General features: G+C 66.8%; 13 protein-coding genes. 3 read left to right on the top strand and 10 right to left on the bottom strand.

The annotated features are described in order from the left end of the window. The first annotated feature begins 47 nt into the window (after window positions 1-47). Window positions 48-407 carry a hypothetical protein gene (locus tag M4486_RS19605; protein ID WP_249481222.1) on the top strand — a complete coding sequence of 120 codons (360 nt, stop codon included), beginning with the start codon at window positions 48-50 and terminating at the stop codon, window positions 405-407. A 242-nt stretch (window positions 408-649) separates the two neighbouring features. Here M4486_RS19605 and M4486_RS19600 read toward each other — a convergent pair whose 3' ends face one another. The 7 genes from M4486_RS19600 to M4486_RS19570 all read right to left on the bottom strand — a co-directional run bounded on the left by M4486_RS19600 (window position 650) and on the right by M4486_RS19570 (window position 4,700). Further along, window positions 650-1,000: a hypothetical protein gene (locus M4486_RS19600; protein ID WP_249481221.1), complete on the bottom strand. Its 351-nt coding sequence runs from the start codon at window positions 998-1,000 to the stop codon at window positions 650-652. A gap of 56 nt (window positions 1,001-1,056) precedes the next feature. Beyond that, entirely contained in the window at window positions 1,057-1,296 is a 240-nt protein-coding gene (locus M4486_RS19595; RefSeq protein WP_249481220.1) for a hypothetical protein, read from the bottom strand. A gap of 60 nt (window positions 1,297-1,356) precedes the next feature. Then, complete coding sequence (locus tag M4486_RS19590) at window positions 1,357-1,743, bottom strand: hypothetical protein (RefSeq protein ID WP_249481219.1); 387 nt, start codon at window positions 1,741-1,743, stop codon at window positions 1,357-1,359. A gap of 197 nt (window positions 1,744-1,940) precedes the next feature. Continuing rightward, window positions 1,941-2,432 carry a hypothetical protein gene (locus M4486_RS19585; protein WP_249481218.1) on the bottom strand — a complete coding sequence of 164 codons (492 nt, stop codon included), beginning with the start codon at window positions 2,430-2,432 and terminating at the stop codon, window positions 1,941-1,943. A gap of 59 nt (window positions 2,433-2,491) precedes the next feature. Beyond that, the gene (locus tag M4486_RS19580) at window positions 2,492-3,124 is read right to left on the bottom strand and encodes a DNA polymerase III subunit beta family protein (RefSeq protein WP_249481217.1); all 633 of its coding nucleotides are present in this window, start codon (window positions 3,122-3,124) and stop codon (window positions 2,492-2,494) included. A 137-nt stretch (window positions 3,125-3,261) separates the two neighbouring features. Then, complete coding sequence (locus tag M4486_RS19575) at window positions 3,262-4,197, bottom strand: DUF3560 domain-containing protein (RefSeq protein ID WP_249481216.1); 936 nt, start codon at window positions 4,195-4,197, stop codon at window positions 3,262-3,264. 2 nt (window positions 4,198-4,199) lie between these two features. Continuing rightward, the gene (locus M4486_RS19570; protein WP_249481215.1) at window positions 4,200-4,700 is read right to left on the bottom strand and encodes a hypothetical protein; all 501 of its coding nucleotides are present in this window, start codon (window positions 4,698-4,700) and stop codon (window positions 4,200-4,202) included. Between the two features lie 374 nt (window positions 4,701-5,074). Between M4486_RS19570 and M4486_RS19565 the strand changes: the two genes are divergently transcribed. Both M4486_RS19565 and M4486_RS19560 read left to right on the top strand, forming a co-directional pair. Then, on the top strand, window positions 5,075-5,287 hold the full coding sequence (locus M4486_RS19565) for a helix-turn-helix domain-containing protein (RefSeq protein ID WP_249481214.1): 213 nt from the start codon (window positions 5,075-5,077) through the stop codon (window positions 5,285-5,287). A 690-nt stretch (window positions 5,288-5,977) separates the two neighbouring features. Continuing rightward, a complete protein-coding gene (locus tag M4486_RS19560; RefSeq protein ID WP_249481213.1) occupies window positions 5,978-7,342 on the top strand; it encodes a J domain-containing protein in 1,365 nt (454 codons plus the stop codon). Here the strand turns inward: M4486_RS19560 and M4486_RS19555 are convergent. From M4486_RS19555 to M4486_RS19545, 3 genes are read right to left on the bottom strand one after another with little or no spacing between them, the layout of a single operon-like run. After that, window positions 7,339-8,418, bottom strand: a complete 1,080-nt coding sequence (locus M4486_RS19555) for a hypothetical protein (RefSeq protein WP_249481212.1) — start codon at window positions 8,416-8,418, stop codon at window positions 7,339-7,341. The two genes, M4486_RS19560 and M4486_RS19555, sit on opposite strands and share 4 nt — an antisense overlap. 2 nt (window positions 8,419-8,420) lie before the next feature. Then, the gene (locus tag M4486_RS19550; protein WP_249481211.1) at window positions 8,421-8,969 is read right to left on the bottom strand and encodes a hypothetical protein; all 549 of its coding nucleotides are present in this window, start codon (window positions 8,967-8,969) and stop codon (window positions 8,421-8,423) included. 6 nt (window positions 8,970-8,975) lie between these two features. Next, a complete protein-coding gene (locus M4486_RS19545) occupies window positions 8,976-14,177 on the bottom strand; it encodes a toprim domain-containing protein (protein WP_249481210.1) in 5,202 nt (1,733 codons plus the stop codon). Between the last annotated feature and the right edge of the window lie 1,144 nt (window positions 14,178-15,321).

Here is a 15,321-nt window from a genome sequence, read left to right as displayed (position 1 = left end):
ATGCGGGCGCCGGCTCGTCCGTGGGCGCGACAGCGCACACTGAGTCCATGGATCCGTTGCGCTCCCGATACCCCCGGTACTTCGCCTTCGCGGACCTCATGACGTCGGCAGAGCGTGTCGTCTCCGCCTACCGACGCACCGTCGACGGCGGGACGCCCGTGGGGTACTCCCACAGCTACCGCGACGCGAAACTGCCGGAGGAGACAGTCCGGGTGACTGTGAACGGTGAACATCTAGATCTGACCGTCGACGCGTGGATCGGGCAGCTCGAGGCCGTCGAGGCGTACGTGCTCGCGTGGGTGAGCACGCGTGTGCATCTCGAGGGCGCGAAGCTCACGACCTCGCGGGGGCGGCCAGACCCGTACTGGAAGGACGCCCTGCGGGAGGCGAACCCCGGACGATCGTGATCGTGACGGAAGCGCCTTCACCTCGACCGTGAGTTCAAGCGGGGGGGGGGGGGTGGGGGTCAGGGTCCCCCATGTCCTGCTACAGGACACTTTTTCTGTTGTGGGGGCCGACGTCGTTGTCGGTGTCGGTGTGCGGTGGGTTCCTCCTCCCTGGCTATACCTCGATTCTAGAGCACGGCGGCCCCAGCTGTCAACATAAAAAAGAAACTTGTTGACCGGGGCCGGGCCGCTGGGGTGGCGGGTTAGGCGGCGTCCCTGCCGTTGAGTCTCGCGAGGGCCTCCTCGGCGGTGTCGTGGGGGCAGGGTGTGCGGGGTGTGCAGTGCTCGCCGTGAGGGTCGTGGGCGCACGCGGTGAGGTAGTCCCGGGCGCGGGTGATGGCCTGGTTCTGCTCGGCGGCGTGCTGGAACAGGTCCCGGGCGACATCGGCCATGGTGGGGCCCCAGGTGCTGCGCTCGTGGCCCGCGTGTCCGCAGGCGACGTGAGGGCCATCGTGTCCGCGCGGGCGCGTGCAGAGGGCGGTTCCGTCATCGCGCGGGGAGAGGCACTGCTCATCGTGCGGCGTGATGGCGCAGTAGGCGCATGTGGTGGGCATGGGGGGTCTCCTCGGGGTGAGGGTGGGGCCGATGGTGCGGCCCCACCCTGCGGGGGTCAGCCGAACAGCTCGGTCCAGCAATCGGGGTGGATGCCGCTGATGTACTGCTCGCGCGCGGAGCGGGACATCGCGGGGGCGGCCACGTGGATGGGCGCGCCGTCCTGGAGGGCGGCGGCCTCGTCGGCGGTGAGGGTGACGCTCCCGGTGTGTCCGCAGAACCCGCACTCGGGGGTCTCGATGAGCACGCTGGTCGCGGTCCGGGTGATGACGGGGCGGTGGCGGGTGATGGTGTTCATGGGTGTCTCTCCCTGCGAGAAGGGGGGGGGCGGGCCCGGTTGGGCCCGCCCCGGGTGTGATCAGAGGCTGGCGACGGCCCCGAGCCGGGCGACGTGGAAGGTGACCGCGCGGATGAGGCGGTCCTCCTCCTCGCGGATCTGCGTCTCGGTGAGGCCGGAGAACACAGAGGTGTAGGGCTTGTGGGTCACGAGAGCGACGGTCCCCAGCAGCGGGGTGCCCGCGTAGGAACTTGCGTAGAAGTTGAGCGGGGCCCCGTGGTACTCGGCGTCCTCGTCGGCCCACATCTCGATGTTGTCCTCGCGCTCGGAGGGCACCCGCTCGATCGTGCTGACCTTGATGGTGTCCGTGCTGAGCGCCGCGTAGATCTGCGTGAACGCGTCGGCGTTCTCGTCCCACGCGACGGTCTCGACCGTGCGTCCGGCGGTGATCTTGTACAGGTGAGTCATGGCTCCTCCATCTCTCGGTGTTTCGTTCTGACATCTATGAGTAAACCAGCCGCGGCCCCGCCTGTCAACATCACAACGAAATTAGATGGGATCTGGTCTGCTGTGCCCACCTGGAGCGCACGCCGTGCGCCGTGAACGGCGGCCCGGTCCCGCGCACCGCAGGGGTGCGGTGGGGCCGGGCCGCCGTGGTCGCGGGGTCAGGAGAGCGGGAGGTAGTGCTTATCTCCCTCCTCGTCGCTCTCGGCGTGGAACTCGCGCCACTCCTGGGCGGTCTGGTGCGCGCCGACGGCGTCGAACAGGGCGAGCAGCGCGTCGGCCTCCTCGCAAGTGATGGAACCGGCGAGGTCGGCTGCGAGGCCGTTGCCCCAGGTGTCGGACAGTGCGAGAGCGGCCGCGTTGACGGTGAGTGCATCGGCGCCGACCAGCGGGCGCGGGGGAGTCGCCGTGGTGTCTGCGATCTCCCGCCACAGGGCGACCTCGCGGGGTGTGGTGTCGCCGACGGGGAGCCCGAGCCGTCCTGCGCTGGCGGCGATGTCCTCGGCGACCGTGGGGAGGTCGGTCCATTCCTCGGCGGCACCGAGCTCGGCGAAAGTGCGCAGCATGAGGCGTGCGAGGTGCCCGGTGGTGCGGGCGTCACACTGTGCTGCGAGCTCGTCCAGTGAGGTGGCGTCGTGGATGTTGAGGGTCATGGTCGTCCTTTCGGAGAGAGGGAGGGCCGGGCGCATGGCGGCCGGCCCTCGTGGAGGGGTCAGCCGCGCATCGGCATGAGCAGGGCGCTCCAGTGCTCGTCGTTCTGGAGGCGGTACACGGCGGGCTTGAGCGCGCTGGTGATCCGCAGCTGCACGCCCTCGTTCCGCTCGCTGATCGCGGCGGCGGTCTTGTTCACCTTGGCGGCGAAGCCGGGGTTGAAGATCACCGAGGACTCGGTGCTGTTCTCCAGCGTTTCCTTGCTGGGGAACAGCCGGTCGAGCGGCGGGAACTCGCTGTCGATCGTCGAGGCGCGGTGCGAGGTGCCGTCGGGGAAGGTGAACACTGCGGCGTGCTCTTCGATCTCGATCCGCATGTCCTCCAGGGCGTCCCCGCGCTTGAAGCTCTTCGCGGTGCGCAGGACTTCCTTCGCGGTCTTGAGGGGGATGGTCGCCTTGAGCTCGTTCGCGGCGTCATCGGCGGTGAACTCGTCCTCGCTCTCGGCGGCCTCGCCCCGGTGCAGGCGGTAGGTGCCGACGGCGTAGCGGTCGGAGGAGGAGAACTGGAGCCGCTCATTCTGGACCTGGATGTGCACTCCGTTGAGCACCGGCGTGGTGTCGTCGGAGCTGGCGAACGGGATGGTCGCGTCCAGTGCCTTACGCAGCCGGTCAATGGCGGTGGTGATGGTGGGCATGGGATCCTCCTGGTGTTTGGGTTTCGTTCTGACGCTTATGAGCATCCCACAGGACGGCCCCGACTGTCAACAGATAACCGAAAGCGCCCCCGGGGAGAGTGGGTCCCGGGGGCGCTGGGCTGGTCGTGGGCCGCGTGCTAGGGGTGCTTCGGGTGGCCGTCGGCGGTGCGTACGGCGGTCACCTGGTGGTGGGGGACGCGGACCTGTGAGTGCCCGTAGGTGACGGTGAAGGTCTTCGCGTTGACGCGCTTGACTCTCCACCAGTCCGAGCCGTGCACGTTGACGAGGTCGCCGACCTCGACGCTGGAGGTGTCAGCGATCCGGCCCTGTTCGATCTGCTCGGCGCGGACGCCTTCCCAGTAGGTGATCTGCTCGCGCAGATGTGCGGTCTGCTCGGCGTAGCGGCCTTCCTGCGCGTCCGAGAGAGGGGCTGCCTCGCGGGTGGCGCGGCCCCGGTCGATGGCGCGGGAGCGATCGATGCGGCGCAGTTCTGCGCGGAGCTTGTCGAGCCGGTTGGCGGTTGTGGAGGGGTGCTCGGGCCGGGTGTTGGCCCGCGCGCTGTTCGCGCGCCGCTGGGCGTCCCGAGCCGCGTTCTGGGCGTCGATCCCGGCCCGCATGTTGGTGTTGATCTTCTCGGCGCCCCGGCGGGCCCGGGCCTCGGAGTGGTGACCGACCAGGATCGGCTGCCCGAAGGGGATGGACTCGGAGATGCCGTCGGCGGTGGCAAAGCGGGCGTCTGAGGCCGCCTGGAGCCGCTGAGACTTCGCGTCGAGCGCGTCCGCCCGCTGGGCGGCGCGCTCGACCCGGTCGGACTCGACATCGGCAGTGGCGCGCGGGGTGTTGTCAATGTCGACCTCGACGGTGAACCCAGCTTCCCGCAGCTGGGTTGCCGTGGTGTCGATCTGCCAGGTGCGGGCGTCATGGTCACGGGAGCCCCGGATGTACCAACTCCCCAGATTCCGGGACCAGCGCCACCGGTTGGCCTTGAGAGCATCGGCGGAGCCGTCCCCGCGGCTGGTGCCCTCGATCAAGGTTCCCTCGAGGTGGGTGTGGGTGATGGTCAGGGTGGTCATGCTCAAGCCTCCTGCGAGCTCGGGACGTTGCCGCCGAGGCGGTGCAACGCAATGGGGAACAGCGGGTCGGTAGTGGCCAGCTCCAGGTCAACGTCTGCCGCCTGGCCACACAGCCCCAGCACATCGGCGTGGGGCTGGTCCGTGAGTACGGCGGCCCACAGCAAGTACGTGATCCGGACGCGGCCTGGAGCACCCCGCTGGGGAGGGGGAGAGGAGTACGTGCGGTGATAGGCGAGCTGGAGGCACACCCGGTAGGCGTGAGCGGCGCGCCGACCACTGGCCCCTTCCCGAATGAACCGTACGAGCTGGGCGTCAGGATCCGGGGAATCGGGATCGGCATTCGCAGCCCAGTAGTGGAAGGCAGGGATCCCGTGTTCCGGGCAGTCGATGAGCAGCGAGTCCGCAGTGCGGAGATCGGAGTGTGTGGGGGAGCCGGGAGGGTCCAGGAGGCTCCGCAGAACCTTCCCGATCGCCCGAGTCTCCGCCGTGGGTCCGTTGGACATGGGGTCCTCCTTGATGCTGTTTCGTTCTGACAGTTAGAAGGATAGGCACACACGGCCGAGACTGTCAACGGGGGAGCGAAGAACGGGAGCACGGAAACACGAAAATACGAAAACACGAAAAGGACGGATCGACCGATGGCACCTACAGCACAAGCCGGCGCAAGCAACAGTGCAGGTCAACGCCTAATCAGCTTCGCTGTGCTGGTTTGGCCTGCCCCTTTGCTGATCTGCCATGGGCTGTGGTGCAACGATTAGTGAACCTGCTCGCTCGTGTTTTCGTGGATTCGTGTTTTCGTACTTCCGTCCTATGGCTGTTGCTGGCCTCGTTCCGGTGGTACTTTTGTTCGTAACTGTATGAACGAATGAAGGGCGCCATGGAGCTCTACTCGGTGGAGGACATCGCGGAGGTCGTCGGTGTGAAGCCGGAGACCGTCCGGTGGTGGAAGTACAGGGATCCTGCGTTCCCTCCGGTGGTGCGCGTGGGCCGTAGCTGGGGGCTGACGAAGGATCGGCTGGAGGCATGGATCGTGGTCAAGGAGTCGGATACGGGTGCCCGCGCGGGCACCTATCGGCGGGGTGTGCAGTGAGTGGCGCCGGCCCCGTCTGGAGTCCGGCGCGCCTCGAGGTGTTGCTTCGGCTGGTCTGTCAGCAGCGTGGGGTGGCGGCGCGGACGAAGAAGGACATCGCCCGGGGGCTAGGGGTGCACCCATCCACTGTGCGGAGGTGGGTGCGTAGGAAGGGGTCATGGAGAGGAGCTCCGGCGTCGATCCCTTCGCCGCGCCTCACGGCGTTGCTCGAGGAGGTCACTCCCACGTTGAGCGATGTAGCGCGTGAGGAGTTCCAGGAGGCGAACGCACGCTCTGCTCTGGAACGCCTGCGAGCTCGGAGAGTGCCCTTGCAGCCCTGGCGAGAGCAGGACTGGCTGTCACCGCACAGGGTGTGGGTGGAGGGGCTGCTGAATGGTCTCTCGTGCGTCCGTCTGACTCGTGTGGGCACCCGAAGGGATCATCCCGAGGCTGGGGCTCACGATGTGCAGTCCCTCGTGGTTCACAATCGATTCGAGGCGCAGCTACTGAAGCTGGCCGTGTTGAAGGAGATCTCGAGCTGGAGGGTCCGTCTAGGAGGCACTGCCGGCGGGTCGGAACGGTGGATCACCGGAGCTCGCCTTCGCCCTCTGGAGATCCTGTATGACGAGCTCGTGGTGAACCGCAGCAATGCCGACCGGTCCAAGCCGCGCGGCGCCGGCACGGGGAGCAGAGCTCGAGGAGGGAATCGCAGTGGCGACCACGTCTGAGCCAACTCTGTACGAGGTACTGGGAGTTTCTCCGGACGCGCAGCCGGCGGAGATCAAGGCGGCCTATCGCTCGCTCTCCCGCAAGTTGCACCCGGACATCGCGGGTGAGGAGATGAAGTCCTTCTTCCTCCTCGTGCAACATGCTCACGCAGTCCTCTCGGACGCTTCCCGGCGCGCCGAGTACGACCAGGGCCTCGGTGGCGGGGGCGGTGGGGCCACGACCGAATCTGGAGAGCAGCAGGCATCTGCGCAGAGTGATCAGGGCCCCGTTGGCGAGCAGGTCCCCCCGGAGATGTACAGCGGTCCCCTGCCCCGAGAACGGCACGATCTGGGGACGATGCCGTGGCTCGACTTCTTCGAGGGTCAGGAATCCTCGGAGGTCGTAGTCACGCGTGCGGGTATGCCCTGGTGGGTTCCGGTTCTTCTCGGGGTTCTCGGCCTCGGCGGGGCGGTGTTCCTTGCTCAGTTCGCGCCGCCGGGGTGGGTCCTGATCGTCCTCGGGCTCGTGGTGGGGCTGCGGATCTGGCTTTGGGCGGGGATCCCGGTGCGCTCGACGATCGCTCTCCTCGGGGCAGCCTGTGTCCTCGAGGTGGTGTGGCTTCTCTATGCGGCGTTGCGAGACGTGCCGTGGAAACCGACGGCGCTCGTGATCCTGGGCGTTCTCGTGTGCATGGGCATCGTGTTGTGGGCGGTCTACTCCCTGTTGGTCGTGGGGAGGCTGCGGGTCTCGAGGAAGAGCATCCGGCGGGCGTTCTCCTGGGGTGATCCTGGGCAGAGCGTTCCTGGGGCGACAGCCCGTCCCGGCCGGGATCGTGCGATGGACGCTCTCGAAGGGGGGAGGCTCTCGGCAGCAGAGTTCAGCTTCTTCCTCGGCACGATTCCTGGAGTGCGCTTGGTCAATAGCCTCGAGGGCCTGGAGGGGGGCGGGGATGCTGGCATCGACCATGCCCTGGTCTGCGGTCGGAAGGTGGCCCTCGTCGACTCCGCGGTCTGGAGGCCGGGGTCCTACGCGAAGGTGCAGGGACAAGACCAGATCCGTGCCGAGGCTGAGGACTCCTGGGAGTATCGCCCTGTGCGCACGACCGCCGCCGTCGAGGACTATCAGGGGTGGCTGGCGCTGAGCGGCCTGGCAGACGTCGAGGTCCGCGGGTACATCGTGGTGCACCCACAGACCTTGGCTGAGCCGCTGACGGTGGCGAATGACTCTGAGGACGATCTCGTCCAGCTGGTGACCGCCCGCCAGCTCGTGCAGACACTTGGAAACTGGTTCCAGGAGGATGCGGCAGAGGCCAGGACGGTTGACAGGAAGCTACTGTCGTTCCTAGTCCAGCGGATACGGCTTATTTAGAAGTCCTCATAATCTGCACGATCGTAATCGTCGTACCATTCTTCAGCGTCGTAGTCCTCCTCCGTCGGGGACTCCGGCTCCAGGTCGATCGTACCGGGTATATCATCCGCGAACGCCAACTCTTCGTCTTCAAGGAACAGGTCGCACACGGGGCACTCGAAAATTGTGGGCCGGGCTGTCACTCCAACAAACGTGTCCACGTCGTGATGGTTTATGATCTCGCGCTGAATGGGCCCTCGGTCTTTAGTGCAAGTCAGATGTCCAGTATGTTCGCAAGCTGGACATGTCCACTGGATTAACTGCTCCCCTGGGTCGAGTTCAGTAGACAGAGTGGATTCAAGGATCGCAACAAGTGCTATTTTTGCTTCCGGCGCGAGGCTTTCGATGCGAGATTCATACAGTTGCTGGGCGGCGAACAGCTTTGCGTGGAATGTCTTCTCGACGGCACTCGAGTGCTCTTCAATTATTGTCGAAACCAAGGGCCACAGATTTGACCCCCAGAAGGATCCGGGAGACACGTTGAGGACTGCTAGCACCTCGTTGACAAGGAGAGCCATGTCCTTTACTGCGGATTCGGTCATCTTTCGGTCCGACATCCCCATGTGGAGCGCGGCGTTCCTGACTGCGAACGGCGGGTAGGGGCGGCTGGTCGAGCCGCCGAAGACTTTTCCTGCATAGAGCTTGCGTGCCGCGGTAAGTGAATCCCACGCCTCAATTGAACGAAAGTAGGTAACTGGATTTGAGGGCTCAACCGAGGCGTGGTTTGCGAGCAGGAGGGTTGAGGTATGGTCGCCCTTGGACACGAGTAGATGCGGGGAGGCGGCTCCTAGTGCAACTTTCGAGATCATTTCTGCTGCTGTTCCGGTGGCTGCCGCGGCGCGCAGCGCGTTCTGTGGATCATTTCTCTGGTATAGAGTGAGCGCGTCCCTTGCGTTCATTTGAGCCGCTGCGGCAAGAAAAAACATTGCGCGGCTCGAGAAGTCAGTTCGCTTACTCGTGGTGTTGTCATTCGGTTGACTGTTTGGGTGGTATTGCTTCCACCACTCAGAAAACTCCATCGTGTTGTTCGGCGGCATTTTTACTCGATCCCAATCGTGTCGATGCCCTCGAAGGTCCATCCGGGGACGTAGTTGGCGGAGTGATGTTGCTCGAGCCATTGGGTGACGGCGGCGTCCCCGCCCTTCTCGTAGGCATCGAACATGGCGTCGATGTCGTTGGCCCCGAGTTCGACGGTGACGGTGCGCTGGCGGGAGTAGCCCGTGCCGCCGCCCTCAGGGCCCTGCATGCCGTGGGTGGTCAGGCGTGCGCTCTTGCGGTTGGCGAAGCGGGAGCGGGCCTTGTCGAGGGAGGCTTTGCGGCCCTTCTTCGTGGTGGCTGCCTGCCGTGCGCTGGTGCGCAGGGTGGAGAGGTGATCGGCGCGAGGCTTGCTGCGCTGCTTACGGTCCTCGCCGGCAATCCAGCGCTGCACGCTGCGCTGGGAGACGCCGAGCTCCTGGGCGGCGGCGCGGGTGTTGGGGCCGCCCCGGCTGGTGGTGCCGAAGGCGGCGACGATCATGCTGCGCACGCTGCCACCGGTGGGGCTGCCCTGACGGCCGGTCAGGCCCTGGAAGATGTTCAGGTTGGGCATCAGGGGTCACTCCTTCGTCGGGTGCCAGTCTGCGGGATCGATGAGGTGCTTCTTGCCGTGCCAGTCCTTGCCGGTGAGGTACTTGAGGTGGTCGCTGAGGAGTGCGGATCCCTCGTGCTTGTACTGGCCGAAGCCCCGGCCGAGCTTGGCCGGGTCTCCGGGCCATGCCTCGATCGGGTCGGGGTTGTCGGAGAGGTAGCAGATGGTGTCGGTGCCGATCGCGATCGGCCACTGGCGCTGGTGCTTGGTCCCGTTGGCCACCGCGACGCGCTGGATGTTCGCGCGGGACTTGCCGATGATCAGGTGACGCCAGTCGGGCGCGTATCCCTGCTTGCCCTGCATGAATGAAGCGGAGCCCATCATGCCGATCATGCGGGTGTAGACGGCCTTGAGAGCCTCGAGGGACTTCTCGGCCGAGATGAGATCCAGGACGTCGTCCTCATCGTTGGGGTGGGCGAGGCGCTGGATCTTCTCGACGAGGGAGGTGCGTCCCTGCTTGATCTGGTCGTAGAAGGGCTGGAGGACGCGGCCGTGCTCGGGCCAGGTGTAGGCCTCGAAGACCTCCGGGTCGTATCCCTGCTCGAGAGCGAACTCGAGGGTGGGGGTGGTGGCCCAGATCGGATCGTCGGGGGTCGCAGTGCCTCCGGGAGCGAGCGGATTGGGCATGCGCCAGTCGCCGGACTCGGGGACGGTGATCAGCCAGTAGCCGGGCAGCTTCCGGTCAAAGGTGCGGCCCGTGGGGTGGTGGTCGGGCTCGCCGATGCCGAGCTCGAGGGAGGCTGCGCCGGCCATGTAGGAGCCACCGCGATCGTAGGCGTGCAGGTAGAGCTTCGACTGCTCCTCGTCGGTGGGCACCCGCGACCAGTCCAGGTCGCGCTCGGTGTTCGGCAGAGCGGCCGGCGGCACCGGATCGTGGGCGGCGAACAGCTCCCGTGCCTTGCGATGGGCGCTCCCCCCATCCCGCGTGGTCACGGTCATGCCCTTGCGGCGCAGCGCCTTGGCGAGATCGATGCCGGTCTGACCAGGGTGCATGTACAGCGGCAGGCCGACGGTGTTCGCGGTCTCCCGCAGCCACTGCACGAGCTCGCTGGGATCCGGGGTGGAGATCTGCGGGTCCTCGTCGGGATCGGCACTGACGAGCGGGTAGTCCACGGGCAGCGCGCTCATCACGACGAGCATCGCGATGGGCTCGTCGTCCTCCCCTGCCCGGAACACGCGCGTCCAGTTACTCAGGGAGGTGCCCTTGCCGCCCACGCGGTAGCCCTCGCGCTGGGCGCGGGTGAGCAGCTCGTGGCCGGTGGTGAGCTTGGAGAGGGTGGAGCGGACCTTCGCGGGATCCTCGCCGAGCTGGTCGACGGGCAGGCCGAGCTTGAGGGCCGCAGCGTGGGAGATCCACACCTGCCCGACCTCACTCAGGCCCTTCTGGTCAAAGCCGAGGCCGAGGGAGGGGACGAGCTCGGCGAGCTGACCGACGTGGGTGAGTTCCGGCCAGGCGTGACGTTTCCCGTCCGGGGTGTAGATCGCGTCCACATCGATCACGGCCGCGGGCCCGATGAATGCGGACGCGGGGGCCTGGGAGACGACGTGCAACGGACGCGGCGCGGGCTCGGGTGCCAGCGCCGCGGCAGGGGCCGGCTGTGTGGCGAGAGCGGTCGCGCTCTGGGTGAATGAACCGGCTGCCGGGGCCGCGGGCTCGGGTGCCGGCGCCGGGCTGGCCGGGGTCGGCCGGGGGCGACGGGTGAGGGGGGTGGGCCCCTTGGGGGCTCCCTTGCCGAGCAGGCGTGCGTCGCCGCCGTCGTCCTCCTCCGGGAACAGCTTGGAGAAGGGGATGACGAGGACGCGCTGGCGGGCGTTGATGCAGGGCAGCAGCCTGCTCTTGGTCATCTTCGGGGCCTTGCCGGGGGCGGGCTCGTCGCAGCTGAGGATGCCTTCGTCGTAGAGAGCTCGCTTGGCGGTGGCCTCGTCGAGTTCGATCGAGCTGCCCAGTGCGGTCTTGGCCTGACCAAGAACGTGCGTGAGGGCGGAGGGCACGATGTACAGCTCGTCGTCGCCGGCGGTGTTGGTGTTGATCCAGCCCAGCGGGATACCTCGAGCTTCGGTGCGCTCGGCACCGTCAGATCCCATTCCAGACAGCAGCTTCCAGCCCAGGCGGGCGGCGAGCGGGCCGGTGGGGGCGTGGTTGTCGTTGACGTCCGCGATGTAGCCGACGCCGGAGTGCAGGGCGTACTGGAGCAGCTCGCGCACGCGTCCACCGGTCGAGGTGGGGATGTCGGGGTCGACGGTGGCCGTCCAAGCCTCGAAGAGGGCCTCGTCGAGGCTCTGCATCCAGGTGTCGGCGGCTGCCTGGTCCAGAACGCCCACGTCGAGGAGGAACTCGAACAGGACCTTGCAGCCCACCCACATGTGGGAGAGAGCTTGGCCGGGGCGCTCGTCCAGGCGGGGGTCGAGGTAGGAGCTGGGCTCGTAGAGCTTGTGGAGGTAGACGTCAGCGTCCTCGTCGGCCTGCTCGCGCAGGGCGGCGGGATCGTTCTGGGCGACCCACTGGATGAAGCTGCTCATCAGCAGGGTGCGGTGGTAGCGAGGGAGGGAGCGGGACTGCTCGCGCATGAGGTCGACGGGGATGTCGCCCTTGCGCAGTGGGATCGGGAAGGTGCGCTGCTGGCCGGAGCCGGCTTCGGGGGCGAGCTCTGAGGTGATCAGGCCCGAGGCGATCGGCTGGGGTCCTGCGACTGTGCCGATGCCGTCGCGCTCGGCGCGGTCACGGCCGATGCGCTCGGAGACCATGCGGGTGATCTGCTTGATGATCTTCTGGGCGTTGGCGACTCCGGCATCGGGTGCGGCGTCATCGAACCAGAACACGGTGTCCTTGGCGTGGGCCATGAGAATTCGGGCGGCGTTGAGGGTTGCGCCGGTGCCGGCGAGGCTCATGCCCGGCCGGTTTCGCTTCCACTGCGGGCCGTACATGCCCATGAACCAGCTGGCGATTGAGGACTTGAGGGTGCCGGGGACGCCCACGATGATCGGCACCATCGGGTTGTGGCCGAGGACGGCTCGGATCATGTGCCCGAGCAGCGGCAGGATGACGCGGCGCGGGATCTCCTCGGTCATCTTCTCGATGTGCGCGAACGCGGCACGAAGCTCGGCGACATCGTCGGTGGGCGCGGGCAGGGTAATTCGAGTCAGGGGGCCGGAGAGGTCCACGGGAGCGGGCTGGTGGCCGTCCTTGGTGATCACGCCGCTGGCGTGGACGTACTTCCAGCCTTCGTCGGTCTTGCGCCACCCGGTGGACTGGTAGACGGTTCGGGCGGCCTGCTGCTCGGAGACCTGGTTGATCGCTCGCCACACCTCGGCGCGGCCGTTGGTCGTGGCCAGGTAGTCCACGGAGAAGTCGAGCTTCTCCAGCCACTTGCTGGATACGGCGTCGTCCGCGTTGACCGCGGTGATGACCTGTTCGCCGGAGAGCGGGTGGGTGTAGGCGATCATGAAGCGTCGCACTCCCCCGAGCTTCGTGGGAGTCGCCTCGATCGTGTCCGGAACAGTGTTGGTCTGCTCGTGCAGCGGGGGCTCGTCGACGTAGTCCTCCTCCCCCAGCAGTTCGTTGGAGTCACGCGAGACGATCCTGGCGTCCAAGCTCAGGACCATCTTGAGATTGCGGACGTAGGCACCCTCAGCGCCTGCATCGCCCTTGGCCGGCTTCCACTCCTCCTTGCAGATCTGCCCGTAGGCGAGCACGTAACGAGGAGCGGAGATGTCAGCGGGCAGCTCGCCCTTGCTGCGCAGCTGAGGTGCCTTCACGCCGGGGGCCGGCTCGAGGTCCTCGTCTGTTCCGTGCTCAGGCGCCGCCTCCTCAGCGGGGGGCGCGGGGGCGACGGTCGTGGAGGGCGGCTGAGTGCGCTCGACGCCAGCCTGGAGAACCGGGGGGATGTCGCGACCAGTGAGCTCGTGCAGGATGCGAGCGGTCTGCACTGCCTGCTGGCGCGTGCTGTCAGCCCAGCGGGCGGCTTCGCGCGCCCACTCGGTGTCAGCGACAGACGCGTACCGCTCGACGGAAGTCGCGGTCTCCAGCAGCGTGTCCACGCGGATCTCGGACTCGATTGTCCATCGGTTCGCGCGCTTGCTGTGGGTCTCGGCAGCCTTGGGTGCCGACTGCCGGCGCTCCTCGAACTGATCGAGGTGAGCGCGCGCCTCGCGGTCAGCCTCCTCGACACGCTTGAGTTGCCCCTCGAGCTTGGAGGCCTCCGCCCACGCGTTGAGCTCAGGAAGGGTCACCTCGATGAGTTCCTCGAGCCCTCCCCCGGCCTCGACGTGATCAGTGAGATCGCTGTGGGCCTCGGTGGTCTTCGGCAGCAGCGCTGTGACATCCGCGTGGTCCTTGAGGGCCTCGAGCAGTTGCACGCCGCGCTGGAAGCCGGCGCCGTCGAGGTCCAGGACAACGCGGATCGTGCCGCCCTCAAGGAGGTCGAGCATGCCATCGGTCAGCGACCCGGCGCCGCCGGCGTTTGTCGCGGCGACGACGCCGAGCGACTCCGCGGTGTGGACGTCCTTCTCCCCCTCGAGGATCCACACGGTCTCCTCATCAGCCAGGGCGTCCACGAGCTCCGGGCAGCGGTACCAGGTGGGCTCGAAGCCCTTGGGCTTCTTGGATACCTTCCCGCCAGCGGTGAAGTACGTCTGCGTGAAGGTCTTCTTCTTCGCGCCGTCGGCGGTAGTGGCCTCCTTCCGAATGACCTGTTGGATCACCTCGCCATCCGGACGGGCGTAGTCGTAGGTGTCGACGACCCGCCAGTCCAGACGCTCAGTCGAGGCGGCCTCGCGCTCCGGCGCGGCGATCGGAGCAGGCAGCGGACCGATGCGTCCCCAGCGCTTGCCGGTACGGCGACGACTCGTGGAGCGGCCCACGCGCTCCTCACGCGGCGGGAGAGGACGATCGAACAGGTCTGCCACGGAGAGGTCGAGCGCGGCGGCGATGTCGCGGAAGTCGCCGTGGCAGCCAAAGCAGGTCAGCAGTACACGGCCGTCATCCCCCGGCACGTAGCTGACGTGCAGGGATGCCTCGTTGTCGTCATGGATCGGGCACCGCGCCTTGAAGTCGTGCGCGTGACCCTTCATCGGGTCGCCCCGCTGCGCGAGCGCATCGCGCACACGGTTCAGAGATGCCTGCGGCTGCGGCGTGTCGTCAGCCGCAGGTCCTTGCATGGCCAGGGTCATCGAGTATCCTCAGAGTGATCCTCAAGCGGAATTAGATTCGGCTTGTACTTGGAAGTTCAGGTAGTCCTCTTGCGCCGGCAAGCATCGGAGGACTCAAGCTCCGGAAGCCCCTCACCTGCAAGTGAGGGGCTTCCTGCATGTCAGGCAGACATTCGTCCCCCCTCATCGCGGTGAGCGGGACGGTGCGTGCGGTAATCGGGGAGCTCGAAGTTGTGCAGTCGGGCCAGCTCCTCCGTGAGGTAGGTCGAGACAGACACGCCCTGGTCCGCAGCGCGCTGCGTGACGAGCTCTGCGAGGGCGCGTGGGGGCCGCGTAACGAGCCGCTCGCGTTCGACAGCAGGGTGGGCCATGGCTCCTCCTCGGGGGTTATCTGTGCCAAAACTACACGGATGTGATTCGGATCTTGGCACAGATCCCGGTGTGGCGTGTCGGCGGCCGGGACGCGATGGAGAGCCTTCATGCCACCTATACCGCTTAGCGGGACCCCTGCTGTGACACATCCACAAGCATTCGTACTTTCGGGTTCTCTCCCCCTCGCGCGCGCACGCGCGTAGCGCGCACGCAGACGACCTCCCTAGCGACAAAAATGGTGCGAGCGGTGCGAGCAGAATCAAACACCCAGGTCAAGACGTAAAAAGTGCTCGCACTTGAGGGTGCGAGCGGGGGGGCGAGCGGGGGTGCGAGCACGAGGAGACGCACGCAAAAGACGCACCTCTCCCCTCTTCGGTCCTCGGGGTCATGAACCCGTGACTCCCCCGATCTCTCCTGTTGCACGGCAGCCCAGGCATGCCGGCGAGAGCCCAACGGGGATCGGCGATGCCTACGGGCGAGGCGTCTGTGGGGCGATGAGCCCGCTTGGGTTCAGAACGCCAGCGGTGCGGTACCTGCGGAGGCGGGATACAGCTCCTGGGGCCCCGTCCGGTGGATGAATGGCACATAGGGGCCGGGAAGCACGAAAAACGAAAATACGAAACAACGAAAGAGCGAGACACCGGAACACCGAGACAACGAGACCACGGAACCCCGAGACACCGGAACACCGAGACACCGAGACACCGAGACCACGGAACCCCGAGACAGCGAGACAGCGAGACGACGGAACCCCGAGACACCGAGACACTGGATCTCCGGGGTGGGGTGGGAC

Origin of the sequence: Brachybacterium kimchii (assembly GCF_023373525.1) — a bacterium.
Taxonomy (GTDB): domain Bacteria; phylum Actinomycetota; class Actinomycetes; order Actinomycetales; family Dermabacteraceae; genus Brachybacterium; species Brachybacterium kimchii.
The sequence above is the reverse complement of the archived record's forward strand: the minus strand, read 5'-3'. Positions and strand labels throughout refer to the sequence as shown.